Annotated in this window: 22 protein-coding genes and 1 pseudogene; 11 read left to right on the forward strand and 12 right to left on the reverse strand. The window is 61.2% G+C overall.

Features of this window, described 5'->3' with window-relative positions:
- Positions 1–108: 108 nt before the first annotated feature.
- Positions 109–903: a 3-methyl-2-oxobutanoate hydroxymethyltransferase gene (panB, locus tag HMPREF9371_RS03395; RefSeq protein WP_040660098.1), complete on the reverse strand. Its 795-nt coding sequence runs from the start codon at positions 901–903 to the stop codon at positions 109–111.
- On the opposite strand from panB, the gene HMPREF9371_RS12495 reads away from it, so the two are divergent.
- Positions 890–1297: a hypothetical protein gene (locus tag HMPREF9371_RS12495; RefSeq protein ID WP_156786983.1), complete on the forward strand. Its 408-nt coding sequence runs from the start codon at positions 890–892 to the stop codon at positions 1295–1297. The two genes, panB and HMPREF9371_RS12495, sit on opposite strands and share 14 nt — an antisense overlap.
- A 129-nt stretch (positions 1298–1426) precedes the next feature.
- Here HMPREF9371_RS12495 and HMPREF9371_RS13130 read toward each other — a convergent pair.
- Positions 1427–1590, reverse strand: a pseudogene (locus tag HMPREF9371_RS13130) (lipoprotein signal peptidase).
- Between the two features lie 37 nt (positions 1591–1627).
- Positions 1628–3016: an argininosuccinate lyase gene (argH, locus tag HMPREF9371_RS03400; RefSeq protein WP_009118499.1), complete on the reverse strand. Its 1389-nt coding sequence runs from the start codon at positions 3014–3016 to the stop codon at positions 1628–1630.
- Positions 3017–3193: 177 nt separating this feature from the next.
- Here argH and HMPREF9371_RS03405 point away from each other — a divergent pair, with 177 nt between their 5' ends.
- The gene (locus tag HMPREF9371_RS03405) at positions 3194–4291 is read left to right on the forward strand and encodes an anhydro-N-acetylmuramic acid kinase (RefSeq protein ID WP_009118500.1); all 1098 of its coding nucleotides are present in this window, start codon (positions 3194–3196) and stop codon (positions 4289–4291) included.
- Positions 4292–4349: 58 nt separating this feature from the next.
- On the opposite strand, the gene HMPREF9371_RS03410 is transcribed toward HMPREF9371_RS03405, so the two are convergent.
- On the reverse strand, positions 4350–5363 hold the full coding sequence (locus HMPREF9371_RS03410; RefSeq protein WP_009118501.1) for a L,D-transpeptidase: 1014 nt from the start codon (positions 5361–5363) through the stop codon (positions 4350–4352).
- Between the two features lie 182 nt (positions 5364–5545).
- Here HMPREF9371_RS03410 and pncB point away from each other — a divergent pair, with 182 nt between their 5' ends.
- From pncB to HMPREF9371_RS03425, 4 genes are all read left to right on the forward strand, one after another.
- Positions 5546–6757 (forward strand): nicotinate phosphoribosyltransferase, encoded by a 1212-nt coding sequence (pncB, locus tag HMPREF9371_RS03415; RefSeq protein ID WP_040660100.1) that lies wholly within the window; start codon positions 5546–5548, stop codon positions 6755–6757.
- A gap of 61 nt (positions 6758–6818) precedes the next feature.
- Positions 6819–7061 carry a signal peptidase gene (locus tag HMPREF9371_RS13135; protein WP_232203117.1) on the forward strand — a complete coding sequence of 81 codons (243 nt, stop codon included), beginning with the start codon at positions 6819–6821 and terminating at the stop codon, positions 7059–7061.
- Complete coding sequence (locus HMPREF9371_RS03420; RefSeq protein WP_009118503.1) at positions 7058–8848, forward strand: aminopeptidase P family protein; 1791 nt, start codon at positions 7058–7060, stop codon at positions 8846–8848. Before HMPREF9371_RS13135 ends, HMPREF9371_RS03420 begins: the two co-directional genes overlap by 4 nt.
- A 334-nt stretch (positions 8849–9182) precedes the next feature.
- Positions 9183–10328, forward strand: coding sequence for a methyltransferase (locus tag HMPREF9371_RS03425; protein WP_009118504.1), 1146 nt, complete (start codon positions 9183–9185; stop codon positions 10326–10328).
- A 106-nt stretch (positions 10329–10434) separates the two neighbouring features.
- On the opposite strand, the gene HMPREF9371_RS03430 is transcribed toward HMPREF9371_RS03425, so the two are convergent.
- From HMPREF9371_RS03430 to HMPREF9371_RS03440, 3 genes are read right to left on the reverse strand one after another with little or no spacing between them, the layout of a single operon-like run.
- On the reverse strand, positions 10435–11385 hold the full coding sequence (locus HMPREF9371_RS03430) for a CobW family GTP-binding protein (RefSeq protein ID WP_009118505.1): 951 nt from the start codon (positions 11383–11385) through the stop codon (positions 10435–10437).
- On the reverse strand, positions 11373–11852 hold the full coding sequence (locus tag HMPREF9371_RS03435) for a Fur family transcriptional regulator (RefSeq protein WP_009118506.1): 480 nt from the start codon (positions 11850–11852) through the stop codon (positions 11373–11375). Before HMPREF9371_RS03435 ends, HMPREF9371_RS03430 begins: the two co-directional genes overlap by 13 nt.
- A 4-nt stretch (positions 11853–11856) precedes the next feature.
- Positions 11857–12687 carry an SDR family oxidoreductase gene (locus tag HMPREF9371_RS03440; protein WP_009118507.1) on the reverse strand — a complete coding sequence of 277 codons (831 nt, stop codon included), beginning with the start codon at positions 12685–12687 and terminating at the stop codon, positions 11857–11859.
- A 243-nt stretch (positions 12688–12930) separates the two neighbouring features.
- Between HMPREF9371_RS03440 and HMPREF9371_RS03445 the strand changes: the two genes are divergently transcribed.
- Together HMPREF9371_RS03445 and folE2 are read left to right on the forward strand one after the other, a co-directional pair.
- A complete protein-coding gene (locus tag HMPREF9371_RS03445) occupies positions 12931–13392 on the forward strand; it encodes a c-type cytochrome (protein WP_009118509.1) in 462 nt (153 codons plus the stop codon).
- A 256-nt stretch (positions 13393–13648) separates the two neighbouring features.
- Positions 13649–14431 (forward strand): GTP cyclohydrolase FolE2, encoded by a 783-nt coding sequence (folE2, locus tag HMPREF9371_RS03450; protein ID WP_009118511.1) that lies wholly within the window; start codon positions 13649–13651, stop codon positions 14429–14431.
- A gap of 184 nt (positions 14432–14615) precedes the next feature.
- Here the strand turns inward: folE2 and HMPREF9371_RS03455 are convergent, their stop codons facing one another.
- The 5 genes from HMPREF9371_RS03455 to queA all read right to left on the reverse strand — a co-directional run bounded on the left by HMPREF9371_RS03455 (position 14616) and on the right by queA (position 19161).
- Complete coding sequence (locus HMPREF9371_RS03455) at positions 14616–15479, reverse strand: basic amino acid ABC transporter substrate-binding protein (RefSeq protein ID WP_009118512.1); 864 nt, start codon at positions 15477–15479, stop codon at positions 14616–14618.
- A gap of 120 nt (positions 15480–15599) precedes the next feature.
- The gene (locus tag HMPREF9371_RS03460; RefSeq protein ID WP_009118513.1) at positions 15600–16166 is read right to left on the reverse strand and encodes a hypothetical protein; all 567 of its coding nucleotides are present in this window, start codon (positions 16164–16166) and stop codon (positions 15600–15602) included.
- 105 nt (positions 16167–16271) lie between these two features.
- Entirely contained in the window at positions 16272–17477 is a 1206-nt protein-coding gene (gene trpB / locus HMPREF9371_RS03470) for a tryptophan synthase subunit beta (RefSeq protein WP_009118514.1), read from the reverse strand.
- Complete coding sequence (locus HMPREF9371_RS03475) at positions 17474–18091, reverse strand: mechanosensitive ion channel family protein (RefSeq protein WP_009118515.1); 618 nt, start codon at positions 18089–18091, stop codon at positions 17474–17476. Before HMPREF9371_RS03475 ends, trpB begins: the two co-directional genes overlap by 4 nt.
- On the reverse strand, positions 18088–19161 hold the full coding sequence (gene queA / locus HMPREF9371_RS03480; RefSeq protein ID WP_040660742.1) for a tRNA preQ1(34) S-adenosylmethionine ribosyltransferase-isomerase QueA: 1074 nt from the start codon (positions 19159–19161) through the stop codon (positions 18088–18090). Before queA ends, HMPREF9371_RS03475 begins: the two co-directional genes overlap by 4 nt.
- Positions 19162–19375: 214 nt before the next feature.
- Here queA and HMPREF9371_RS03485 point away from each other — a divergent pair, with 214 nt between their 5' ends.
- The 3 genes from HMPREF9371_RS03485 (at position 19376) to HMPREF9371_RS03495 (ending at position 25615) form a co-directional block, all read left to right on the forward strand.
- Positions 19376–22522 (forward strand): DNA translocase FtsK, encoded by a 3147-nt coding sequence (locus tag HMPREF9371_RS03485; RefSeq protein ID WP_009118517.1) that lies wholly within the window; start codon positions 19376–19378, stop codon positions 22520–22522.
- A 126-nt stretch (positions 22523–22648) separates the two neighbouring features.
- Complete coding sequence (locus tag HMPREF9371_RS03490) at positions 22649–23707, forward strand: DUF1176 domain-containing protein (RefSeq protein ID WP_009118518.1); 1059 nt, start codon at positions 22649–22651, stop codon at positions 23705–23707.
- Positions 23708–24016: 309 nt separating this feature from the next.
- Positions 24017–25615 (forward strand): AMP-binding protein, encoded by a 1599-nt coding sequence (locus tag HMPREF9371_RS03495; protein ID WP_009118519.1) that lies wholly within the window; start codon positions 24017–24019, stop codon positions 25613–25615.
- The last annotated feature ends 343 nt before the right edge of the window (positions 25616–25958 follow it).

Below are 25958 nucleotides of genomic sequence, written 5' to 3' on the forward strand. Positions count from 1 at the left end.
ACAATCAATTTGAGCGCACCGCCCGGCATCGGCGGCACGCCCAAAAACAGTTGAATCAACAAGCAGCGAAACCGCGGCTTGGCGCGGTATTCAGGCTTTCAGCTAGCCTCAGCCGGCAAAAGTATGTTCGGCAGCCGGGAAACTTTTGTCTTTTACCGCCGCCACATAAGCCGTCACAGCCGCCTGAATGCTGCTCTGCCCCTGCATAAAATTGCGCACGAATTTGGCGGTTTTGCCCGGGAAAACGCCCAGCATATCGTGCATCACCAGCACTTGCCCGTCGCAATCCACTCCCGCGCCGATGCCGATGGTGGGGCAAGACAGGCTTTCCGTGACCCGTTTGCCCAAAGACGCCGGCACGCACTCCATCAGCACCACATCCGCGCCCGCTTCCTCATGCGCCTTGGCATCGGCCAACAGCGCCTCGGCCGCCGCATCGCCTTTGCCCTGCACCCGATAACCGCCAAACGCATTCACCGACTGCGGCGTCAGCCCGATGTGGGCGCACACCGGAATCCCGCGTTGTTGCAGAAAGCGCGTGGTTTCGGCCATAAACGCCCCGCCCTCCAGCTTCACCATATGCGCGCCGGCCGCCATCAGCTCGGCGGAAGCGGCAAACGCCTGCTCCTTGCTCTGCTGATACGCGCCAAACGGCAAATCGGCCACAATCATGGCCTCACGGTTACCGCGCGACACCGCCGCCGTGTGGTAACACATATCGGCCAGCGACACCGGCAGCGTGGAGGCCTGTCCCTGCACGGCCATGCCCAGCGAATCGCCCACCAACAGCATGTCCACGCCCGCTTCGTTCATCAAAGCGGCAAAACTGGCCTCGTAGCAAGTGAGCATCGCGATTTTTTCGCCCTCGGCCTTCATCCGACGCAAGGTATTGACGGTAATCAAGGTTTTTCCTTTTCCAATCCGTAAACAATCAAAAAATGCAAAAAGCGGCACAAGGCTACCTGAAAAGCGGTTTAGATGCAAAGCTTGGCCGGCGGCAAAACCGGGCTTGATCGCCGGAGCCAATCGGTATAATGCCGTACATGGTCAGCCACCTTCACCCAAAATTATGATGTTGAAATCATTTTGCTCGCGTCTGCGTGCCTGGATAAACCGTGACGACGGACGGCTGTTCCAGATAGGCAATGAAACCCTGCCGAAGCGCACCGTATTCGGCGTGTTGTCCATGGTAACCGCGGCCGTTCTTGCTTTGTTGTGGCTGCGTGCGGGTTGGCACGGCGCATGGAGCGGGCTGTTTGCCTTACTCGGACTCTACTGTTTGCGACCGAAAAAATGATGGCTTGACCTGACTGAATCGATGTATCGCGGCATCAACACCACTTTCTGCTGGCAGCCCGCAACACTTGGCCGCGCCGACTGCCGTTTATGGAAACCCTTTATTTGAAACAGATCAGCCATATGGTTTTCAGGTAGCCCGAGCAAAACGCAGGGGCTGAGACCTTTGCAAAACCCTCAGATGTGGATGCAGTTCAAGGCGTAGCAGCGCAGCGAGTGAAGACATATCACACGATAGGCAAGCGAGCGAGCAGCGCACAACGCAGAAATGCGCCGCAGATGGGGGTTTTGCAAAGGTCTCAGGCTACCTGAAACTGTTTCAGCTATTGAATCAATCCGCCGCCTGCAAGGCTTTCCGCCAACGCGCCGCTTGGGCGCGCACCTGCTCGGGCGCGGTGCCGCCGAGGTGGTTGCGGGCGTTCAGGCTGCCTTCGGGGGTCAGCACTTGGTACACGTCTTCGCCGATTAAGCCGCTAAAGCCTTGCAAGACGGCCAGCGGCAAATCGCTCAAATCCACGCCTTGGCCGTCGGCATGGCGCACCGCCAGCGCCACCACTTCGTGGCTGTCGCGGAACGGCAGGCCTTTTTTCACCAAGTAGTCGGCCAAATCGGTGGCGGTGGCAAAGCCCTGCAAAACGGCGGCGCGCATATTGTCGGGCTTCACGGTAACGCCGCGCATCATGTCGGCATAGATGCGCAGGGTATCCACCAGGGTATCCACGGTGTCGAACAGCGGCTCTTTGTCTTCCTGATTGTCTTTGTTGTAGGCCAGGGGCTGCGATTTCATCAGGGTGATCAGGCCCATCAAATGGCCGATCACGCGGCCGGACTTGCCGCGCACCAACTCGGGCACGTCGGGGTTTTTCTTTTGCGGCATGATGCTGGAGCCGGTGCAGAAACGGTCGGCAATGTCGATAAAGCCGAAGCGCGGGCTCATCCACAGAATCAGCTCTTCGGAGAGGCGGCTCAAGTGGATCATCAGCAGGCTGGCGGCGGCGGTGAATTCGATGGCGAAATCGCGGTCGGACACGGCATCGAGCGAGTTTTGGCAGATGCCTTCGAAGCCGAGCAGGCGGGCGGTGGTTTCGCGCTGAATCGGGAAGGTGGTGCCGGCCAGGGCGGCGGCGCCCAAGGGCATGCGGTTGACGCGGCGGCGACAATCGGCCATGCGTTCGTCGTCGCGGCCCAGCATTTCCACATAGGCGAGCATGTGGTGGCCGAAGCTCACCGGTTGGGCGACCTGAAGGTGGGTAAAGCCGGGCATCACCACCTCGGCGTGCGCCTCGGCCAAGTCCAACAGCGCGCTTTGCAGGGCCTGAATCAGGCTGCGGATGCGGCTGATTTCGTCACGCAGCCACAGGCGGATGTCGGTGGCCACCTGGTCGTTGCGGCTGCGGCCGGTGTGCAGGCGCTTGCCGGCATCGCCGATTTTGTCGGTGAGCCGCCGCTCGATGTTCATGTGTACGTCTTCCAAGTCCAGCGACCATTCGAGACGGCCGGCTTCGATGTCGGCCAGAATCTCGGCCATGCCCTGGCGAATGGCGGCCAAATCGTCGGCAGAGAGCACGCCGGCTTCGCACAGCATCTGCGCGTGCGCCAGCGAGCCTTGAATATCCCACGGCGCCAGGCGGCAGTCGAAATCAATCGAGCCGGTGTATTGTTTCACCAGCTCGGCCACGGGCTCGTTAAAGCGGCCCGACCAGGTTTCTGCTTGAGTCATCGTTTATCTTTCAATTTGTACTGTTTCTTTATCGGCCGGCCGGTTTTCAGGTAGCCTGCGGCGGCGCGGCATCGTCAGGCCGCATTATAGCGGCGGCACCTTCTTTGCAGAATACGGCAAGCCGAAAATAAGTGCTTCCGCTATAATCGCCCCTTCTCCACACCGCTTCCCCCAGCCATGAGCCAACGCTATATCGGCCTGATGTCGGGCACCAGCATGGACGGCATCGACGCCGTTTTGGCCGACATCGACGGCACCCGCTGGCAGGCCGCCCGCGCCCATTTCTTCGTGCCCTACCCTGATCCGCTCCGCCAACAGCTGCTGGCCCTACAGGACAGCGGCGGCGACGAACTGCACCGCGCCGCCCTGCTCGCCCAAACCGTTGCCCGCCTGTATGCCCAAGCGGTCAACGGCCTGCTGACACAGGAAGGGTTGGCCGCCGCCGACATCACCGCGCTCGGCGCCCACGGCCAAACCGTGCGCCACGCGCCCGAACACGGCTACACCGTCCAACTCATCGACCTGCCGCTTCTGGCCGAGCTGACCGGCATCGACTGCATCGGCGACTTCCGCAGCCGCGACCTGGCCGGCGGCGGCCAAGGCGCCCCCCTCGTGCCCGCCTTCCATCAAGCCGTGTTCGGCCATCCGCAGCACGAGCGCGTGCTGCTCAACATCGGCGGCATCGCCAACATCAGCATTCTGCCGCCCGACGGCCGCCCCGCCGGCGGCTTCGACACCGGCCCCGGCAATATGCTGGCCGACGCCTATATGCAGCACTACCGCCAACAGCCTTACGACCGCGACGGCGCACTGGCCGCCGGCGGCCGCATCATCGAGCCCTTGCTGGCCGCATGGTTGGCCCACCCCTATTTCCAACGCCCCGCGCCCAAAAGCACCGGCCGCGAGCTGTTTTCTTTTTCTTGGCTGCAAGGCTACCTGAAAGCCGAATATCGGCCGGCCGACATCATGCGCACCCTGAATGCCTTTACCGCCCGCAGCATTGCCGAAGCCGTGCGCCGACACGCGCCGGCGGCACGCGAAATGTTTGTCTGCGGCGGCGGCACCTGCAATCCGGTTGTGATGGCCGAGTTGCGGCAGCAGCTTGCCGGCGTTCAGGTGGCCACCACCGACGATCTGCACCTCGCCCCGCAATGGGTGGAAGCCGCCGCCTTCGCCTGGCTGGCGGCCTGCCGCATCCACCGCCGGGCCGCCGGCCCCCACCGCGCCACCGGCGCCGCACGGCCTTATGTGTTGGGCGCTTGGCATTGCGCCTGAAACACAAAATACCGCTGCCCTCGGGCAGCGGTATGTTTTTTGGACGGCGGAGACCGGCCTACATCAGCGCATCGGTGAGCGCCGTTTCGGTTTCCACCGGCGTGGGCGCCAAGGGTTTTTCCTGCGGCAGCAAGGGCGTGATCAGGCGGTTGGTGAGACCGGTAATCGCCTCCACTTGGCGCACGGTGGCTTCGTCCATTTCAGCCATGGCCTCCACCGCGCTGCCCTCGGGCAACACTTGGTCCGGCTGCGGCGCGGCTTCTTCTTCAAACACCGCACGCGGGCGGCTCAAATCGGCCGAACCGCTCTGCCAGGCCACAGACGAGAGCTTGCCCTGCACGCGGGCATTGGCTTGGGCGCAGGTGATGCAGACCAAGCGGCCGTTGCGGTTGCGCAAAGTGGTGGTGACGCGGTTGGTCTGCACATTCAAACCCTTAACATCGGCCCAGGCGCGGATGCTTTGGTTCAAGGCATCGGTGTCCAGATTGCGCTGGTTATAAGGGTCTTTGTAGGCCGCCAGCCAAAGGTTGCCCGCTTCGTCGGCATTCAGTGAAGCCATTTGGTAAATCACCGCCGCATCGGCGCCGGTTTGCACCGAACGGGCGAAGCGCAGCGCATCGGGGCTTTGCATGCGCACGCAGCCGTGGCTGCGCACACCGGGCACGCTGGAAGGCACATTGGTGCCGTGGATGCCCAAACCCAAACGCGGATCGCCGAAGCGCACAAACACCGGCCCCAAAGGATTGTTCGGGCCCGGCGGCACGCTGGTCAGCGCGGGTTTGCCGGCCGCGGCCCGTTCGCGGCGGATGCTGGCCGGAATCGTCCACGTCGGGTTGTATGCTTTGGCGCCGATTTGGTAGTCGCCCAAAGGCGTGCGCGTGCGGGCGCGGCCCACCGCCACCGGATAAGAGGCTTTCAGCTCGCCGTTTTCATATAAAAACAGCCGCAGCTGCGGAATATTGATCACCACATGCTGGCCGCTGGCCACCGGCGAATAATCGGGCAGCGGCGTATTGGCGGCGGACATCCCCACCCAAACCAGCAGGCCGCAAGCAAACAGAATCTTTTTCATGGCTCTATTTCTCAAATGAAAAACAAACGGCGGCCATCATAACCCCAAAGCGGAAAATCTGTCAGCACAAACCTGATTTGGCTGGCTTTCTGCCCAGTACGCTGTTGCATTCAGGCTACCTGAAAGGGCGAAAACGTGCTTTAATGCCCGCCTTATTCCCCAGCCGTTGCCGAAAGCCCCGCATGCGTTCTCCGATTATCTCCTCCCTGCTCGACACCGACCTGTATAAATTCACCATGCTGCAGGTGGTGCTGCACCAATTCCCCCAAGCGCACGGCGTCTATGAATTCCGCTGCCGCAACAACGACGCCACCGCCTATCCGCTGGCCGACATCAAAGACGCGCTCGAACAAGAGCTCGACGCCCTGTGCCAACTCAAACTCAGCCAGGAAGAATTGGACTACCTGCGCCAGATGCGCTTCATCAAAAGCGATTTCGTCGATTATCTGGAGCTGTTCCAACTCAAACGCCGCTTCATCACCGTCTCCACCGACGAGCAAAACCGGCTCAACATCCGCGTTGAAGGCCCCATCATCCAGGCCATGTTCTTCGAGATTTTCGTGCTGGCCATCGTCAACGAACTCTACTTCCGCCGCCTCGAAACCCCCGAGGTGCTGGCCGAAGGCGAACGCCGCCTGCAGGCCAAAGCCGCGCTGCTGCGCGATTATGCCGCGCAACAACAGCCGCACGAGCCGCCGTTTCTGATTTCCGATTTCGGCACCCGCCGCCGCTACAACCTGGCCTGGCAGGAGCACGTAGTGCGCACCCTGCACACCGCTGCCCCCGAATGCCTGCGCGGCACCAGCAACGTCTATCTGGCCAAAAAACTGGGCCTCACCCCCATCGGCACCATGGCTCACGAATTCCTGCAAGCCTTCCAGGCGCTCGACGTGCGCCTGCGCGACTTCCAAAAAGCCGCGCTCGAGGCCTGGGTGCACGAATACCGCGGCGACTTGGGCATCGCGCTCACCGACGTAGTGGGCATGGACGCCTTCCTGCGCGATTTCGACCTCTACTTCGCCAAACTCTTCGACGGCCTGCGCCACGACAGCGGCGACCCCTTCGTTTGGGGCGACAAAGCCTACGCCCACTACCAAAAGCTCAAAATCGACAGCCGCACCAAAATGCTCACCTTCTCCGACGGCCTCAACCTGGAAAAAGCCTGGGAGCTGCACCAATACTTCAAAGACCGCTTCAAAACCAGCTTCGGCATCGGCACCAACCTCACCAACGACATGGGCCACACCCCGCTCAACATCGTCTTGAAACTGGTGGAATGCAACGGCCAGTCGGTGGCCAAGATTTCAGACAGCCCCGGCAAAACCATGACCGACAACAACACCTTCCTCGCCTACCTGCGCCAAGTATTCGACATCCGCGAACAGGCTACCTGAAACCTGCCAGCCGCCGCCCGGGCGGCTTTTTGCCGCCCCGCCCGCATCGCGATTTGCTACAATCCGCCGCGCCCGGCCGCCGGGCAAAACCCTTTCAGGTAGCCTGAGACCTTTGCAAAACCCCCATCTGCGGCGCCTTTCTGCGTTGTGCGCTGCTCGCTCGCTTGCCTATCTTCATGATATGTCCGCGCTCGCTGCGCTGCTACGCCTTGAACTGCATCCACATCTGGGGGTTTTGCAAAGGTCTCAGCCTGAGGCCGCCAACCCTCTCATTTTATTATCCTCATCAGAAAGTCCGCCATGAACACCGCCGCCCAACGCCTGGCCGCCCTGCGCCAAACCATGCAGCAACAGCAATTCGACGCCTGGCTGATCCCCTCCGCCGACCCCCATTTGTCCGAATACCTGCCCGAGCACTGGCAGGGCCGCAGCTGGCTTTCCGGCTTCGACGGCTCGGTCGGCACCCTGCTCATCACCGCCGAGCGCGCCGAACTGTGGGCCGACAGCCGCTATTGGGAGCAGGCCGAACGCCAGCTGGCCGGCAGCGGCATCGTGCTGCAGAAACTCGGTTTGGGCCGCAGCCACCTCGATTCCGTGGCCGAACTGCCCGCCGGCGCACTGCTCGGCGTGGCGCCCGATATGCTCTCGCTGGCCGCCAAACGCCAGCTCGAAAGTGCCGGCGCCGCCAAACACATCCGCCTGCGCCACGACCTCGACCTGCTCGACGCCGTCTGGCCCGATCGCCCCGACCTGCCCGCCGCCCCGGTGTACCGCCACGGCGAAGCCTTTACCGCCGAATCCGCCGCCGCCAAACTCATCCGCGTGCGCCGCTTCATGCAAGAGCAACAGGCCCAACACCACCTGATTTCCAGCCTCGACGACATCGCCTGGCTCACCAATCTGCGCGGCAGCGACGTCTCCTACAACCCCGTCTTCCTCTCCTACCTGCTCATCAGCGCCGAGCAAGCCGTGCTGTTTGCCGACCCCGCCAAATTCGACGGCGACGCCCGCCAAGCCCTCGCCGAAGCCGGCATCACCCTGGCCGATTACGCCGGCGTGGCCGATGCCGTGGCCGCGCTTAGCGGCAGCCTGCTCATCGATCCCGCCAAAACCGCCGTCAGCACCCTAAACAGGCTACCTGAAAGCGTGGTGCTGCGCGAAAGCATCAACCCCAGCACCCTATTCAAATCCTGCAAATCCGCCGCCGAAATCGCGCACACCCGCGAAGCCATGAAACAGGACGGCATCGCCCTGTGCGGCTTCTTCGCCGAATTCGAACAGGCGCTGGCCGAGGGCCGCACGCTCACCGAGCTCGACATCGACCGCATGCTGCTCGAACACCGCCGCCGCCGGCCGCACTTCATCTCCCCCAGCTTCGGCACCATCGCCGGCTTCAACGCCAACGGCGCCCTGCCCCATTACAGCGCCACCCCCGAAGCGCACAGCCCCATCGCCGGCAACGGCCTGCTCCTCATCGACTCCGGCGGCCAATACCGCAACGGCACCACCGACATCACCCGCGTCGTGCCCGTCGGCACACCCAGTGCCGAACACAAACGCGACTTCACCCTCGTGCTCAAAGCCCACATCGCCCTGGCCGAAACCGAATTTCCCGAAAACATCGCCGCCCCCATGCTCGATGCCGTTTGCCGCAAACCCATGTGGCAAGCGCAATGCGACTACGGCCACGGCACCGGCCACGGCGTAGGCTACTTTCTCAACGTGCACGAAGGCCCGCAGGTCTTGTCCTACCACGCCCCCGTTACCCCCCACAGCGCCATGAAAGCCGGCATGATCACCTCCATCGAACCCGGCCTCTACCGCCCCGGCCGCTGGGGCATCCGCATCGAAAACCTGGTGGTCAACCTGCCCGTGACTCATCCAACCGAAACCCAATTCGGCCGCTTCCTGCGTTTCGACACCCTCACCCTCTGCCCCATCGACACCCGCCTGATGGACACCGCCCTGATGAGCCGCAGCGAAATCGACTGGGTCAACCGCTACCACGCCCACGTGCGCGAACAGCTCGCCCCGCATACCGAAGGCGCGGCCAAAGCCTGGCTGGAAGAACGCACCCGCCCCCTGGCCTAAGCCCCGGCCGCCATCCCTGCTTCAGGCTACCTGAACACCCTTTCAGGTAGCCTGAAATCTTTGCCGTCCCAAGTAGCCGTAGCTTGGGTTGAAGCGCAGCGCAAACCCAACACAAGCAAACCGGACACAATTGTTGACATGATTGTTGGGTGACGGCCTACGGCCTAACCCAACCTACGCACCGTAGGTCGGATACTCGTATCCGACACCTTGCCGAAACCGATTGTCGGATTCAAGAATCCGACCTACCGCTGCCCGACATCCCAAACCGCGGTCTGCCGCCTGCCCAGTTTGCGCTACAATGCGCGCTTTACCCCGCTCTAGTTTGATCCTTATGCCCACCTTGTCTTGGACAGAAAACGGCCACCCCCGTCAGGCCGAATGGCGCCACCCTTCGCCCGCGCAAAAACCGCCCGCCGAACTGGCCGTGGCCGATGCCGGCCTGTCTGCTGCCGCCGCCCTCAAACACTTCCACCAGGGCCGCGCCTTATTGTGGCGGGGCGACTACCACCAAGCCGTGCAGCTGCTTTCCGCCGTCAAAAAACGGCTGCCGCCGCCCAAAAGCGGCGACTTCCACACCCACCGCATGCAGCAGGCCCAACGCAGCCGCCTGCTCAACCTTTTATTGGTGGAAATCGACGGCGGCTACCACCTCGGCCTGCGCCGTGCGCCCGATGTGGCCGACGCCCTGGCCGATGCCTTCGGCCCTGCCGACGGCACACCCTTTCTGCTGCCGCTCCAGCTCTTGCTCGGCCTGATCGGCGCCCGCCAATGGCATGAAAAAGGCGTGCCGCTGGCAGTGTTGGGCGGAGAAAAAATCCATGTGCCTTTCGGCGTGTTTTCCCCCGTGCGCGGCGAATACCTCGAACTCTTGGCCGCCGAACCGCTGCCGCCGCAGGCACGCAGCGCCTTCGACATCGGCACCGGCAGCGGCGTGATTGCGGTGCTGCTGGCCAAACGCGGGCTGGAGCGCATCACCGCCACCGACAACAACCCGCGCGCGCTGGCCTGCGCCGCAGCCAACTGCCGCCGCCTGGGCGTGGCCGAGGCGGTCAGCGCGTTGGCGGCCGATCTGTTTCCGCCCGGCCGTGCGGATCTGATTGTATGCAATCCGCCCTGGTTGCCGGCCAAGCCGAGCGCCGACATCGAAACCGCGCTGTACGACCCCGATTCGGCTATGCTGCGCGCCTTTCTACAGCGGGCGGCCGACCACCTGAACCCGCAGGGCGAAGTGTGGCTGGTGATGTCCGACCTGGCCGAACACCTCGGCCTGCGCCGGCCCGGTGAATTGGCCGGCCATATTGCCGCCGCCGGCTGGCAGGTGGTGCGCCGCCGCCACATCCGCCCGCAGCACGCCAAAAGCCGCGATGCGTACAATCCGCTGGCATCTGCCCGCAGGCAGGAAACCACCACGCTGTATGTGCTGCAACCTGCCGCCGCAGCGGCGGAAACAGCTGCCGGGGCGCAACAGGCTACCTGAAAAGCCGCGCGGCTTTCTGCGCGGCTTTATTCAAAAAGGTATCAGCCGCAAACGCCCGTAAAAAACGCCGCAAAACGCGGCGGTTTTTTACGGGCGCGGCACGCCATCACGGCTGCACCGCCTCGGCTTCCGTCTCCAAAGCTTCCTGCAAGCGGCACTCGATCGCATCGGCATCAAACGATTTGGCAATCAGCTCGAAACGGCTGTCGCGCCGCCAAGACACTTGGTTCGCGCCCCAATGGCCGTCGCTCCAATTGAGCCACACCCAAGTGCCCAACACCTGAAACACGCCCTTAGCGCGCACCAAGCCTTCGCACAGGGTAGGCAGGTCGTCAAAAAATTGGGTCAGCCGCTCGCCGTCGAAATTTTGCCCGGCGGGGAAAGTATAGCCCTGCGACTGCAAACCCATGCTGTTGTCGGGCAGCGCCTTGATGCGGTAGCGGCTTTTTTCGGTGACCGGCGTTTCCAGCAGCGCAATGTCGAGCGCCGAATTTTGGGTTTCGATCACTGCCGCTTTGGGCGGAAACAGCTTGGCCGAGCGCTCGCGGAATGCGGCCAGCACCGGCAGCGGGCAAACATCCATCTTATTGGCCACCAACACGTCGGCCACGCTGATTTGATCTTTGTATAAAGGCTGCAGGGCGTAATCGTCGTCCACAAACTGGCGCGGATCCACCAAGGTAAACACGGCGGCAATCTCGAGCATTTCGTTAAAAGGCGGGCTGCGCAATTCGTCGATCACGCTGGCGGCGTGGGCCAGCCCGCTGGCTTCGATGATGATGCGGTCGGGTTTGTTGCCGCTGATCATGCGATTGATGGTGTTGCCCATTTGGGTGCCGGCCACGCAGCACAGACAGCCGCCGGCGATTTCGGCCACCGGAATGCCGTTGTCGCTCAACACCGCGCCGTCAATGCCGATTTCGCCGAATTCGTTCACGATGATGACCCATTTTTCGGCCGGGTCTTTTTGCGCCATCAAGTGACGCAGGGCGGTGGTTTTGCCGGTGCCGAGAAAACCGGAAAACAGATGGACTTTGGCTTTTTTTATGGCTGACATTTCTGGCAGATTCCTGTTAAAACAACGTGTTCTTCTTTTAGTTTAAAACCGCTGGCCGCCACGCCGGCGCGCAAAGCGGCCCATTCGCGGCTGAGGGTTTGCTCGTCCACCGAGCCGCATTCGGTGCACACCAAAATAAACGCGCTGGCGTGGTGGGCGGTTTCGTCGTGGCTGTGGCAGGCGGCCACGCAGTCGTGGCGGGCGTGGCTGCACAATACATAGCCGTTGACCGCCGCCACCTTGTGCAGCACGCCGTATTCGGCCCAAAAATCCAAGGCGCGGTAGGCCGTGGGCGGGGCCACCACGCCGCTGCTGTTTTGCTGCATGTGCGCCAGCACGGTATAGGCTTTGATCACGCCTTCCTGCTGCAGCACGATGTCGAGCACCTGCTCGCGCAAAGCGGTTACCTGGCCGCCCTGCGCTTGGGTTTGGGCGATGATTTTGGCTTTGTTGGCCTGAAAACCCATGGCATTATCCTTTCAGGTAGCCGGTGAGGCGGGCGAGCCAGTTTTTCGGCGGCGCGGCGTCGGTCTGCTTTTGGACAACGGCGGGCGCGGCCTTGCGCGTCACCGGCAGGGCGCCGAAGCTTTGCGCCACCGGCATGATTTCGATGCTGTTCACATTCATGTGCGGCGGGCGCTGGTATAACCACAACACGGTGTCGGCAATGTCTTCCGCCCGGATGTAGTCCACGTTTTCATACAGGGCGGCGGCCCGCTCATCGTCGCCTTTGAAGCGCACATTGGAAAATTCGGTGCCGCCGCACAAACCGGGCTCGATATTGCTCACCCGCACCCCGGTGCCGGCCAAGTCGGCGCGCAGATTGAGGCTGAACTGGCGCACATAGGCCTTGGTGGCGCCATACACATTGCCGCCCGGATAGGGATAGGTGCCGGCGATCGAGCCGATGTTGATCACATAGCCGCTTTGGCGCGCCACCATGGCGGGCAGCAGCCGGCGGGTGAGGTAGGTGAGGCCGATGATATTGGTTTGGATCATGGTCTGCCAGTCGGCAAACTCGGCCTGATGCGCCGGCTCCAATCCCAAAGCCAGGCCGGCGTTGTTCACCAAACAGTCGATCTCGGCAAAACCTTCCGGCAGCGAAGCCAAGGCGGCGTCGATGGCAGCGGTGTCGGCCATGTCCATCACCAGCGGCAAAAACAGGCCGCCCAACTCCTCGCACAGGGCTTCCAGTTTGTCGCCGCGCCGCGCCGCCCCCACCACCGGATAACCCGCCCGCACCAAGGCCGCACAAATCGCGCGGCCGAAACCGGCCGAAGCGCCGGTCACCAAAATCGCCATGATGTCCTCCGATCTGAAAAAACAATGCCTGAAACGGGGTGCAGTATATCATCCGTACGCCGCCGCCCGCATCGGCAAAGCCGCTTTCCAAGCGTGCGCGCCAACCCCTTTTCCCGGCCTTTTGCCCACAAAGCGTCCGAATCGTGATAGATTCCCTCCCGTTTGCAGCCCGCCGCTTTCGGGCTACCTGAAAGCGGCGGCGCAAACACACCACCACTAACCATTAAGATAAAGGGATACCCCATGAAAAAAACCACAGCCATGATGCTGCTATCCGCCCTCGCCCTGGGCTTGGCGGCCTGCGGCGGCCAAAGCGGTTCTGCCGCCAAAGGCCAATATTCGCAAGAGCGCAGCACCGCCTTCAAAACCATGATGCCCAACTTCTCCGCCATGGGCAAAGTGGTGAAAGGCGAAGAGCCCTACCAGCCCGATGCCTTCAAAACCATGGCCGAGACCTTTGTAACCGAAAGCCAGGAACCCTTCAAACACTTCGCCCAAGACCCTGACGGCCAAACCGGCGACGCCCTGCCCAATGTATGGAGCGATGCCGCCGGCTTCAAAACCGCCGAAGAAAGCTTCCACGCCGCCGTGGCCAAGCTGAATACCGCCGCCCAAGGCGGCAATTTGGAAGAAATCAAAGCCGCCTACGGCGAAGTGGGCGCCAGCTGCAAATCCTGCCACGACACCTTCCGCAAACCCAAATAACACCGCCGCCGCTGCCCGGCGGCGCCATCAGGCTACCTGAAAGCATCCGCGCCCCGCGGCCGCGTTTTCAGGTAGCCTTTTATTTTGCCAATCCGCCCCAATAAGGTGCCGGCAAGCGGGGACGAAAGGATTTGTTTCCTTTATGCGGCCGATATTTGCCCGCAAACCGGGCTGGCGTTATACTGCCGCCCTTTGCGCCGCAAGCCCCTTGCCGCCTACCAAAACACCACACACATTCACAAGGAAAACCCCAGCAATGAACGCCATTGCCGACGTGCAGAGCAGCCCCGATTCACGCAATATGCCCATCAACCAAGTGGGCATCAAAGACCTGCGTCTGCCCCTGCGCATCCGCAGCCAAGACGGCGAGCAAAACACCGTCGCCCGCCTCACCATGACGGTGGCCCTCCCCGCTTCGCAAAAAGGCACCCATATGTCCCGCTTCGTGGCCTTGATGGAGGAGCAGGCCGGCGTGCTGGATTTCGTGCGCTTACGCGAACTGACGGCCGACATGCTCGCCCTGCTCGACGCCCAAGCCGGCCGCATCAGCATAACCTTTCCGTTTTTCCGCCAAAAAAGCGCACCCGTCTCCGGCATCACCTCGCTGTTGGATTACGACGTGACCCTGACCGGCGAATCGGAAAACGGCATCTACACCCACACCTTGAAAGTATTGGTGCCGGTTACCAGCCTCTGCCCCTGCTCCAAGGAAATTTCCCAATACGGCGCGCACAACCAGCGCTCCCACGTAACCGTTACCCTGCGCTGCCGCGAGCAGGCGGTGGAAGCGGAAGAAGTGATCGACTTGGTGGAAAACCAAGCTTCCTGCCAGCTTTACGGCCTGCTCAAACGCCCCGATGAAAAATACGTGACCGAACGGGCTTACGAAAACCCGAAATTTGTCGAAGACATGGTGCGCGACATCGCCGTGGCCCTGAAAAACGATCCGCGCATCCTCAGTTTCACGGTAGAAAGCGAAAACTTCGAAAGCATCCACAATCATTCGGCTTATGCCCTGATTCAATCGGACACACTCTAAACCGGCCTGTTTGCCGCCGCTGAATTCGGCAGCCGACGGCCGGCAGCACCGCAACAACCGCCCGCATGCTTATCTGACGGGCGGTTTGCTTTTGCGAAATTGTCTGTCCATTCCCTGTTGCGCCGCCGCCAAACAAAAACCGCTTCCCGAAACGGGAAGCGGTTTTGAGCAAAATCGGCAATATTTACTGGGCGGAAGCGGCAGAAGCCGGAGCCGCTTCGGCGGGCGCAGGCGCAGCTTCGGCGGCGGCCGGCGCGGTATTGAACCACTTGGCGTAAATTTGGTCGTAAGTGCCGTTGGCTTTGATGGCGGCCAAACCGGCGTTCAACTTGGCCATCAAATCGTCGTCACGGCCTTTGCGCAAAGCGAAGCCGTAGTATTCTTTTTCGAAGCCGTTATCGACCAAGGTACGCAGCTTGGCATCGGGGTTGTTGTTGACGAAGTTCTGTACCACGCCGTTGTCGCCCACTGCGGCTTCCACACCGCCGTTGAGCAACTCTTTCATCGCCAGCGGCATGGTTTCGAAGCGCTTGATCATGGCGCTCTGCTCGCCTTGCAGTTTCTGCATCACCAAATCGCCGGTGGTGCCGCTTTGTACGGATACGGTGCGCGATTTCAGGTCGTTAAACGATTGGATGGCGGCCCCTTTTTCGCCGGTCACAATCATCTGGGTGGCCTCGAAATAGGGGTCGGTGAAGTCCATCACGTTTTTGCGCTCGTCGGTGATGGTGACGCTGGAGGAAATGATGTCGCGGTCGCCCTTATCCAGGGTGGCGAAAATGCCTTCCCAAGGCGTATTCACCAATTTCAGGTTCAGGCCCTGGTTTTCGGCAATGGCTTTGAGCACATCGGCGGAAAAGCCCACCACTTGGCCGTTTTCTTCATATTCAAACGGCGCATAAGTGGCGTCCAAGCCGACAATGTATTCCTTGCCGCTGGCCGGTGCGCTGTCGGAAGACGCAGCAGAACCGCCGCTGCCGCCGCAGGCGCCCAAAAACATGACCGCAGCCAAAGCCAGCGCCGAGAAGGTATTTTTTTTGTTCAACATCGTGATTTCTCCTAAGTTTGTGATGTGGAGGAGCCGACCGTGTCCGAAAACGGCCGACCCGCGCAAGGCGCATCATACACATCATTTAATTTCATGCAAATTAATTTTTACATTGAACAATCAACGCGGAGGCAATGTGTCGAGAAAACCCCGGCCGAAGCCTTTCAAAATGCTGTATTCGGCATCGATGCGCACCGCTCTCACGTTCGTCCAACCCAAGTAAGCCGCCGTCAGCAGCCAAGCCAACACCAGCAGGCCCAATGCCCCCAGCCCCCAGCGGGCGTCGCTGCCAAAGAAAACGGCGCCAATCGCCAGCAAAGTCAGCAACACCCAAGCCCAAACCAGCGCCATCTGCCGCCGCGGAATGCGGGCGTGTTGCGCACACCAAGACACCGTCACTTCCGTACGCTTGCGCAGCAGGGCGGCCAGCACGCCGAAAGCGATGAGCGCAAGCATACCGATGAAAAAAGCGGTCAGCAAAATCAAGGCCAGCGCAGGCGGATACCAATGCAGCTTAACGCTTTTTTCACGCACCACCTCAGCCGAACCGCAGCGCACGCAACGGCAAGGCAGATCGCTGCCGGCGGGCAGCCACACCTTATTGCCTTGCCGGAAACAGGCTTCCTCGCGGCCGCGGCCAGCCGGCGTGGCCGGCGCTTGGTAGGGGCGAAAACCGTCTTTTTCCATGACACCTCCATCAATGACTTAGCGAATACGGCATCAGGCTACCTGAAAGCCTAAGCGGCGGCTGTTCAGGTAACCTGATGCCGGCAATCAGCCGGAAAAACGGCTTCAGATATCCAGTTTTTGCAAAATAAAGTCGATGTCTTTGTCGCCGCGGCCGGAGAGGTTGACCAGCAGACGTTTGCCGCTGTCGAGCAAGGGCGCCCGGCGCAGGGCGTAGGCCAAGGCATGGGCGCTTTCCAGCGCGGGGATGATGCCTTCTTCGCGCGACAGGGTAAGGAAGGCGTCCAAACATTCGGCATCGGTGGCGGTTTCGTAACGGCCGCGGCCGATGTCTTTCAGGTAGCAATGCTGCGGGCCGATGCCGGGGTAATCCAAACCGGAGGCAATCGAATGCACCGCGGCCGGGGTGCCGTCTTCTTCTTGCAGGTAATAGCAGTTGAAGCCCTGGATATTGCCGAACTTGCCCAAGGTCAGGGTGGCGGCGTGGCGACCGGGGCGATCCAAACCTTCGCCGGCCGGCTCCACGCCCACCAGCGCCACTTCTTCATCGTCGATAAAGGCATTAAACAAACCCATGGAATTGGAGCCGCCGCCCATGCAGGCGATGACTTCGTCGGGCAGGCCGCCGTATTCGTTTTGGAACTGTTCGCGCGCTTCTAAGCCGATGATGCTTTGGAAATAGGCCACCATTTCGGGATACGGCGCCGGGCCCACCACCGAACCGATGGCGAACATGCTGTTTTCCAAGTCTTGCATATAAGCGGCAAAGGCGCTGTCCACCGCCTCTTTCAGGGTGCCCGCACCGGCGGAAACCGGCACCAGCTTGGCGCCGAGGATTTTCATGCGCGATACGTTGGGGTGCTCTTTGGCGATGTCCACCACGCCCATGTGGATTTCGCACTCCAAACCCAGCAGTGCGGCGGCGGTGGCCAAGGCCACGCCGTGCTGGCCGGCACCGGTTTCGGCCACCACTTTTTTCTTGCCCATTTTCTTCGCCAACAGCACTTCGCCCAAGCAGTGGTTGATTTTGTGGGCGCCGGTGTGGTTGAGGTCTTCGCGCTTCAAATAGATTTGCGCTCCGCGGCGCGACAGGCTGCGGGCGTGGTAAATCGGGCTGGGACGGCCGACATAAGTGGCCTGCAGGCGTTTCATTTCCGCCTTGAATTCGGCGTCTTCAATAATATTGCGGAAGCCCGCTTCCAATTGGTCCAGGGCCTTGGCCAGTTCGGGATGGTCGATTTTGCCGCCGTGACGGCCGAAATTCCCGTCGGCATCGGGGCGGACCAAGCGGTTTAATTGCTCTTGAATCATAGGGTTTCCTCGGAATGGGAGTCGGTTGTTTGGGAAGCGGACGGCTGTGGCGGCCGGCCGGTGTGTACGGTAATCGGCGCGGTAAACAGCTGGGCGTTGGGAATCACAATCCGGCTGCCGTCTTCGCCGCGCAGGGTGGTGGCCCGAATCTGCACGTCTTCCACCACGCCAGTGAAGCCGTTGGAGGTGATGTTGTCGCCGATGCGGAACGGTTCGTTCACCAGCAGCAGAATGCCGGAGAGCAGGTTTTGCAGAATGTCTTTAAAGGCAAAGCCGACCGCCACCGAGCCGATGCCCAAAGTGCTGATCAGCTGCCCCGGCGTGAAGCCGGGCACGGCCACCACCAAGGCGCACAAAAAACCGATCAGCAAAATGCCGGTGCCGCCGATGCGCTTGAGCAGCAACAGCACATTAGGCCGGGCCGCCAAGCGCTTACCGAGCAGACGGCCGACAAACCATTTGAACAATTGGGCCAGCAGCCAGAAAGCGAAAAACAGCAGCAAGGCCATCATCAGATAAGGCGTGTGCGCCCAAAAGCCGCGCATCAATTCGTTGGCGGCAGACACCATCTGGCCGTAGCGGTCCAGAGAAACAAAAGAACTGATCAACATCATAAAGGGCTACCTGAAAAGGAAAGCGGTGTTTGGCCGCCCTCTTCATTGCGCTGCAACAGCATGGCGTCGCCGTAGCTGAAAAAGCGGTATTGTTGTTCGATGGCGTGGCGGTAGGTGCGGCGGATGTGCTCCATGCCGGAAAACGCGCTCACCAGCATCAGCAAAGTGGACTTGGGCAAGTGGAAATTGGTGATCAAGCCGTCCACCACGCGGAAGCGGTAGCCCGGCGTAATGAAAATATCGGTGTCGCCTTCGCCCGCCCGCAGGCTGCCTGAAGCGGCGGCCGATTCCAAACAGCGCAAAGAAGTGGTGCCCACCGCCCACACGCGGTTGCCGCGCGCCTGGGCCGCCGCCACCGCCTGCACGGTGTCTTCGCTAATGCGGTACCACTCGCTGTGCATGGTGTGTTCGGCAATGTTTTCCACCCGCACCGGTTGGAAGGTGCCGGCACCCACGTGCAGGGTCACTTCCGCCGTTTCGATGCCTCGCTCGGCCAAACGCGCCAGCAACGCTTCGGTGAAATGCAGGCCGGCGGTCGGCGCGGCCACCGCCCCCTGATGCTTGGCATACACGGTTTGGTAGCGCTCGTCATCATCGGCACCGGCCGGCCGCTCGATATAGGGCGGCAAAGGCAGATGGCCGTGCCGCTCCAGTATGTCGTACACCGTTTGGCTACCTGAAAGCACAAAACGCAGGCAAAACAATTCCCCCGTACGTTCCTGCATCACCGCCCGCACCCCGCCTTCAAAATGCAACTCTGTGCCCGGCTTGGGCGACTTGGACGAACGCACGTGCGCCAGTACGGTTTCCGCGTCCACCACCCGTTCCACCAAAGCCTCGATGCGCCCGCCGCTGGCCTTTTGACCGAACAGGCGCGCCTTCATCACCTTGGTATTGTTGAACACCAGCACATCGCCCGGCGAAAGCCAGTCCGGCAAGTCCGCAAAACGGCTGTCTTGCGGCAGCTGCCCGGGCAGGGCCGCGAGCAGACGGCTGCCGCCGCGTTCGGCGGGCGGATGCTGGGCAATCAGGTGTTCAGGCAAATCAAAATCGAAATCGGCAAGCTGCATGCGGGAAACCGGCAGAAAAAAGGACGCCATTATAGGCTTCCGCGGCCCGTCAGGCTACCTGAAAGACCGTTTTTTGCGCCAACAAGGCGCGCACCATCTGCTGCTTGTTCCATAGGCTCCGCCTGCCGCCCGAACCGGTCTGCCTTCGGTTTGATTCCGCCCCAAAACGCGCTAAAATGCGGCATTTTTTGGGCGAACCGGAGCTGCCTTTTTTATGTTTCTCATCTTGATTTTGATTCTGCTGCTGGCCGGCATCGCCTTCTTATTGTGGTGGCGCGGCAAAGAAGAACGCGAATGGCTGATGGAGCTGGCCTACCTGAGCCGCCACGAAGGCCGCGAAACGCCGGCTGCCCACGGCGCCGACGCTCCCAAGCAGCAGCCCGCCCGCCCGAATGTGCAAGACCAGCGCAGCCAGCAGCAAATCAAGCGGCACTACCAGAAAATCCAAGACGACCTGCGCCGCAAAATCGAGCAGCTCGGCCCCAAGCCCAACAAGAAAAAACCCCGCCATCGCAAGGCCGACAACCAAGAAGAGCTGCCCATCTTCCAAAACGAAGCCGCCGACGCCTCCGCAGCCGTTGAGTCTCAAACCGGCAAACCCCATTCCGAACAGCCTTTGCCGCCCGACTGGCAGGCGCCCGCCGCAGAAACGGCAGACGAGAAGCCAATCGAGCCGAACATCCCCGCCGCAGAGGCAGCGCCCGATTTGTCACATCCCGCGCCCGAGTTGTCGGTGATTTCCCTCGAAGAAGCCACCCGCCGCCTGTGGCAGGCCGAGCCGGCTGCGGAAGAAACCGATGCCGCCCCGGCCGAGCCGGAAGAAATTTCGCTGGACGAGGCCACCCGCCTGCTCGCCAAAACCGCGCCCCCACCCGAACCGGTACGGGAAACCGTGGTGCTCAACCTGCCGCCCAAACACGAACCGGCGCCGGCGCACGATTTAGAAGAAATCACGCCTGACGACCCGGCCCTGCGCTATGTGCGCGAAAAAATGCAGCGCGGCTGGGCGCAAAGCAACCGCACCACCGTGGTCAGCCCCCAGCTGCCGCCGCGGCAGCCTAAGGGCTTTCAGGTAGCCTCTGCCGAACCTGCAGCACCTCTGGCACCGCCGGCCGAGCCGCCCCACACCATCAGCCACGACGACATCCGCAGCAACCTGTTGCGCCAGCGCCTGGCCAGCCGCCGCGCCCAACAGCAGGCTGCCCAAGCGGCCGCCGAAGCCGCCCAGCCGATGCCCGATTTGGCCGTAATCGGCGAAGACGAAGTGTTGGCCAACCTGGCCAAAACCGATTCGCCGGTCAACCGCGAACGCAACCGCTTCAAACGCCTCACCGTGCGCGAAAGCGTGATTCCCGCCGCCGCCCGCCTCGGCCAAAGCTACAGCCTGAAAGTGCCGGCCGAACAGCCGGCAGCCGCCCCGATTTCCACCCGCTTCACCCCCTTCGAGCAACGCCCCGAAACTTACAGCCACCTGCCGCAGGAAACCCTGGCCGCCGCAGAAACCGAAGCACCGGCCTTCACCGATGCGCCGGCTGTGGCCGACGCCCAAGTGCACATCAGCGACAATCCGCCGTGGACGATTACCGACCGTCTGCTCAGCGAATCACCCGCCGCACCCGAAGAGCAAGTGCACGCGCCCTCACCCGGCCTGTCTTTCCGCCCCGACCCCTCTCTCGGCGAACTGGCACCTTCGGCCCAGCCTGCCATCGAGCTGGGCGACGACAGCGAGTGGCAGCAGGCGCTGGCCGAAGGTGTGCCGCAACCTGACTGGCCGGCAGCCGCCGAAACCGCCCCGGCCGCGGCTTGGTCGGTATCGGCACCGGCACCCGCCTACACACCCAAAACCTCGTTTACCGATTTTGCCGAATACGCCCTGCCGGTAAAAGATTTGCTGCTGCCGCCGCAATACAACAGCGATGCGGCCGTAACGGAAGAACAGCTGATCGAAAACGGCATCACCATCGAAGAAAAACTGGCCGAATTTAGAGTGAAAGTGAAGGTGGTGGATGCCTACGCCGGCCCGGTCATCACCCGCTACGAAATCGAGCCCGATGTGGGCGTGCGCGGCAATTCGGTGATCAACCTCGAAAAAGACCTCGCCCGCTCGCTGGGCGTGGCCGCCATCCGCGTGGTGGAAACCATTCCCGGCAAAACCTGCATGGGCTTGGAATTGCCCAATCCGAAGCGGCAGATGATCCGCCTGAGCGAAGTGTTCGACTCGCCCGCTTTCCAAAACAGCCCGTCCAAGCTCACCCTGGCTTTGGGCCAGGACATCACCGGCCAGCCGGTGGTAACCGACCTGGCCAAAGCGCCACACCTCTTGGTGGCCGGCACCACCGGCTCGGGCAAATCGGTGGGCGTCAACAGCATGATTCTCTCCATGCTGTTCAAAGCCACGCCCGACGAAGTGCGCCTGATCATGATCGACCCCAAAATGCTGGAACTCTCGATCTACGAAGGCATTCCGCACCTGCTGGCACCGGTGGTAACCGACATGAAACTGGCCGCCAACGCGCTCACTTGGTGCGTAAACGAAATGGAAAAACGCTACCGCCTGATGAGCCATGTCGGCGTGCGCAACCTGGCCGGCTACAACCAGAAAATCAAAGAAGCGGCCGAGCAGGGCGACACCATCGCCAACCCCTTCAGCTTAACGCCCGAGCAGCCCGAGCCGCTGGAGAAACTGCCCTTCATCGTGGTGGTGGTGGACGAATTCGCCGATTTGATGATGACCGCCGGCAAAAAAATCGAAGAGCTGATTGCCCGCCTCGCACAAAAAGCCCGCGCCGCCGGCATCCACCTGATTCTGGCCACCCAGCGCCCCAGCGTGGACGTGATCACCGGCCTGATCAAAGCCAATATCCCCACCCGCATCGCGTTTCAGGTATCCAGCAAAGTGGACAGCCGCACCATTCTCGACCAAATGGGCGCGGAAAACCTGCTTGGCCAGGGCGACATGTTGTTCCTGCCGCCGGGCACCGGCTATCCGCAGCGCGTGCACGGCGCCTTTGTGGCCGATGAAGAAGTGCACGGCGTGGTGGAATACCTCAAAGGCTTCGGCGAGCCGGACTATGTGGAAGACATCCTCACCGCCGGCGTGGGCAGCGACGATTTGTTCAGCAATGCCAACGGCGGCTACGGCGGCGGCGAGAAAGACCCGCTGTTCGACGAGGCGGTGGCCATTGTGCTGCGCACCCAGAAAGCCACCATTTCCTCCATCCAGCGCCACCTGCGCATCGGCTACAACAAAGCCGCTACTTTGGTGGACCAAATGGAAGCCGAAGGCATCGTGTCCGCCGCCGACACCAACGGCAAGCGCACCATCTTGGCGCGGCAAGACCAACTCGATGGCGACGCTTAACACGTTTGTCCACAGGCTACCTGAAAGCCGTTTCCACACCCACTCCACGCTTTTCAGGTAGCCTCAATTCTGCTGTAATGTTCTCCCTCAGCCTGCTCCACGGCACCACCAAAAGGAAACCCAGCCATGCGTTGCTTACTGCTGTCCGCCCTGCTCTTCGCCGCCCTGCCCGCCGCTGCAAAAACCATCGTCCTGAGCACAGCCGACGCCCAGTGCAGCAGCCCCGCCGACTGCACACACGGCCTACGCTTCGCCCGCGGCGACTGGCTATTGGTGTGCAGCAATACAGGCGACTGTACCGCCGTCGGCTATCATGCCGGCATCACCGGCCAAACCGAGCACCTGCCCGTTTCCGTCTTGATTCGCCGCAAAGCGGGCGCCACCAGCCCGGCCACCACCTTGGTAACCGTTGACCCGCCGGTGCGCGAAAACCTGCTGCTCAACGGCCAACCGCTGCAAACCGGCGCACTGCTCTCGCTGCTGCGCGCCGATCCGCCCCGCCCCATCGTGTACCAACACGGCGACAAACACTGGACGCTCTCCACCCGCGGCGCCGCCGAAGTACTGGCCAAGATGGATGCCTACCAAGGCCGCAGCGGCACGCCCGGCGCCCTGCTGAATCCCGGCAACGCCGCCTATCAGGGCACGGCCGTGTCCAAACCGGTCATCACCGCCCGGCTACCCGCTTGGCCGTCCCGCACTTCTGAAAGCGAAAGTCTGCGCACCCTGCTGCGCGGTCCCGCCGCGGCCTCCGGCCTGGCGCCCAACGGCTGCCAGCGCTTGGATCACGGCAATCATACCGGCCAGGAAGTGCCCCTTTTCACCCTGTATCCGTTGGACAAAGACACCGTATTGGCCGAAACCGCCTGCGATTACGGCAATGCCAAACGCCTGTTTGCCTTAGTCAACCGTGACCTGACGCGCCTGATCGGCTTTGTGCCCGTACCCAATACCGCATTCGCCCGCTACCACAGCAACGGTGCCATCGAAGCACACCAACCGGACGACAACTTCGGCGAGTGCTACCAACAGTCGATATACATTTGGGACGGCAGCCGCTTCGTCTTAAGCCGTCTGAGCACCAGCGGCCTGTGCGGCAAAGGCAGCATGAGCTATGTGTGGGGCGCGCTGCCGCTGTTTGAAACCGATGTACAGCTCGACCTGCCTCCTCAGCCCGACTACTGAACCCGATTTGTTTGGCCGCCACAACGTACCGCCGCTTGGTTCGCACGGCTTTGAGATTGACAGTGCGCCTTAGAGGCTGAGACCTTTGCAAAACCCTCAGATGTGGATGCAGTTCAAGGCGTAGCAGCGCAGCAAGCGTGAACGCCAGGAATCCCCGTGGGACAGACATATCATGAAGATAGGCAAGCGAGCGAGCAGCGCACAACGCAAAAATGCGCCGCAGATGGGGGTTTTGCAAAGGTCTCAGGCTGTTTACCCGTCACCTTACCCACTTGAGATCATGTGTTCACAACCAGGAAGGAATGCCCGATGAATACCTCCGATTCACAGCGCCAATGGCACACGGCTTATGAAAAATTCAATATCCCCATGACGGTAAGCGCACCCGACGGCGTGGGTACGCTCATCGATTACTTTGAATATCTGATTGCCAAGCAGCCCGATGCCATCGCTTTTACTTGCCTGGGACAGTCTTTGGATTATCGCGCGCTCGATGCACACAGCAAACGGCTGGCCGCTTATCTGCAGACGCTGGGGCTCCAGCGTGGCGACAAAATCGCCATCATGATGCCCAATCTTTTGCATTATCCCGTGGCCATGATGGCAGTGATCCGTGCTGGATTCGTGCTGGTGAACATCAATCCGCTTTACACGCCGCGCGAGCTCGCACACCAGCTGAACGATTCTGACGCCAAAGTTTTAATCGTCGCCAAAAACTTCCTCGATACCGTAGCCCAAGCCCGGGCAGAGACCGCTCTTCAACACCTCATCACCACCGACATGCAGACATTGGGGTTCGTGTCGCCGGAGGGAAAAGCGATTGATGCGGAACCCGCCGCTTACCAAAGACCCGATTATGTGATGCCCGATGACGTGGCCTTGCTGCAATATACGGGCGGCACAACGGGCGTAGCCAAAGGAGCCATGCTGACCCACCGCGGCCTGATACACAATGTCTATCAGCTCCATGCCGTGGTCGGACATACGCTCAGCGGCCACAGCGGCTATATCTTAACGGCCCTGCCCCTTTATCACATTTTCGCCTTTAGTGTGTGCGTGCTCTTCGGCATGCAGGCAGGGCTGGCCAACCTCTTGATCCCCAATCCGAGAGATTTGCCCGGTTTGATTGACGCCATCAAAACATACAAGCCGATACTGATTCCCGCCGTGAATACGCTCTTCAACGCCATGCTGGCCAGCGAAGCGTTTTGCAATATGGATCACGGGCATGTGAAATTGTGCGTGGGCGGCGGCATGGCAATACTGTCAGACACCGCCAAGCGCTGGCAGGAAGTGGTAGGACAACCCATTATCGAAGGCTGCGGCCTGTCGGAAACCGGAACGGTCATCAGCGTGAATCCGCCTGCGGCCGGCTTTACCGCCAGCATCGGCATCCCCTTGCCCATGACCGATATCAAACTGTTGGACGATGACGGCAAGATATGCGGCATCGGCCAAGCGGGCATGATATGTGTGCAGGGTGTGCAGGTCATGAAGGGCTATTACAAACGCGAGCACTTGCGCCACGAATACATGACGCCTGACGGATACTTTAAAACCGGCGATATCGGCATCATGGATGCCGACGGGTTTATCAAAATCATCGACCGCAAAAAAGACGTGGTCAATGTGTCCGGCTTCAATGTGTATCCCAGCGAAATCGAGAATGTCTATGCCAGCCATCCCGATGTGCTTGAGTGCTGTGCCGTCGGCGTACCCGATCCGCACAGCCACGAGGCCGTGAAACTGTTTGTGGTGAAACGGCGGGAGAATGTGTCCGCCGATGACCTGCGCGAATGGGGACGCGCCTACCTAACCGGCTATAAATTACCCAAACACATTGAGTTTATTGATGAGATTCCGAAATCCACGGTAGGTAAACTGCTGAGAAAGAATCTGCGCTCATAAGCCCACAACAGGCTTGGCCGATACCGCTCTGCCCCACCCTTAGGGCGTGGCGTCATCATGTTTGAGCAGCGGTTTTTTGACTGCGCCAGCCAAACCAGCCGGCGCCGCCAGATGGGACATCTTACGAGCCTGTTTAACGCCGCAGATGCGGGTTTTTCACAAGTCTCAGCCCCGCTCATCCGCCCCAACCCGCCCGAGGCCTTTGCCCCCCAATATGGATGCCGCAGATGGGGCGGTTGCCACGGTCTCAGGCTACCTGAAACCCAACCCTAGAGCTGTTTCGATTTAATTGATTACATACCCAGCTGATTTGAAGTAATTGGCACACTCTTGAGTCGAGAAC

Source organism: Neisseria shayeganii 871 (genome assembly GCF_000226875.1).
In the GTDB taxonomy this organism is placed as follows: domain Bacteria; phylum Pseudomonadota; class Gammaproteobacteria; order Burkholderiales; family Neisseriaceae; genus Eikenella; species Eikenella shayeganii.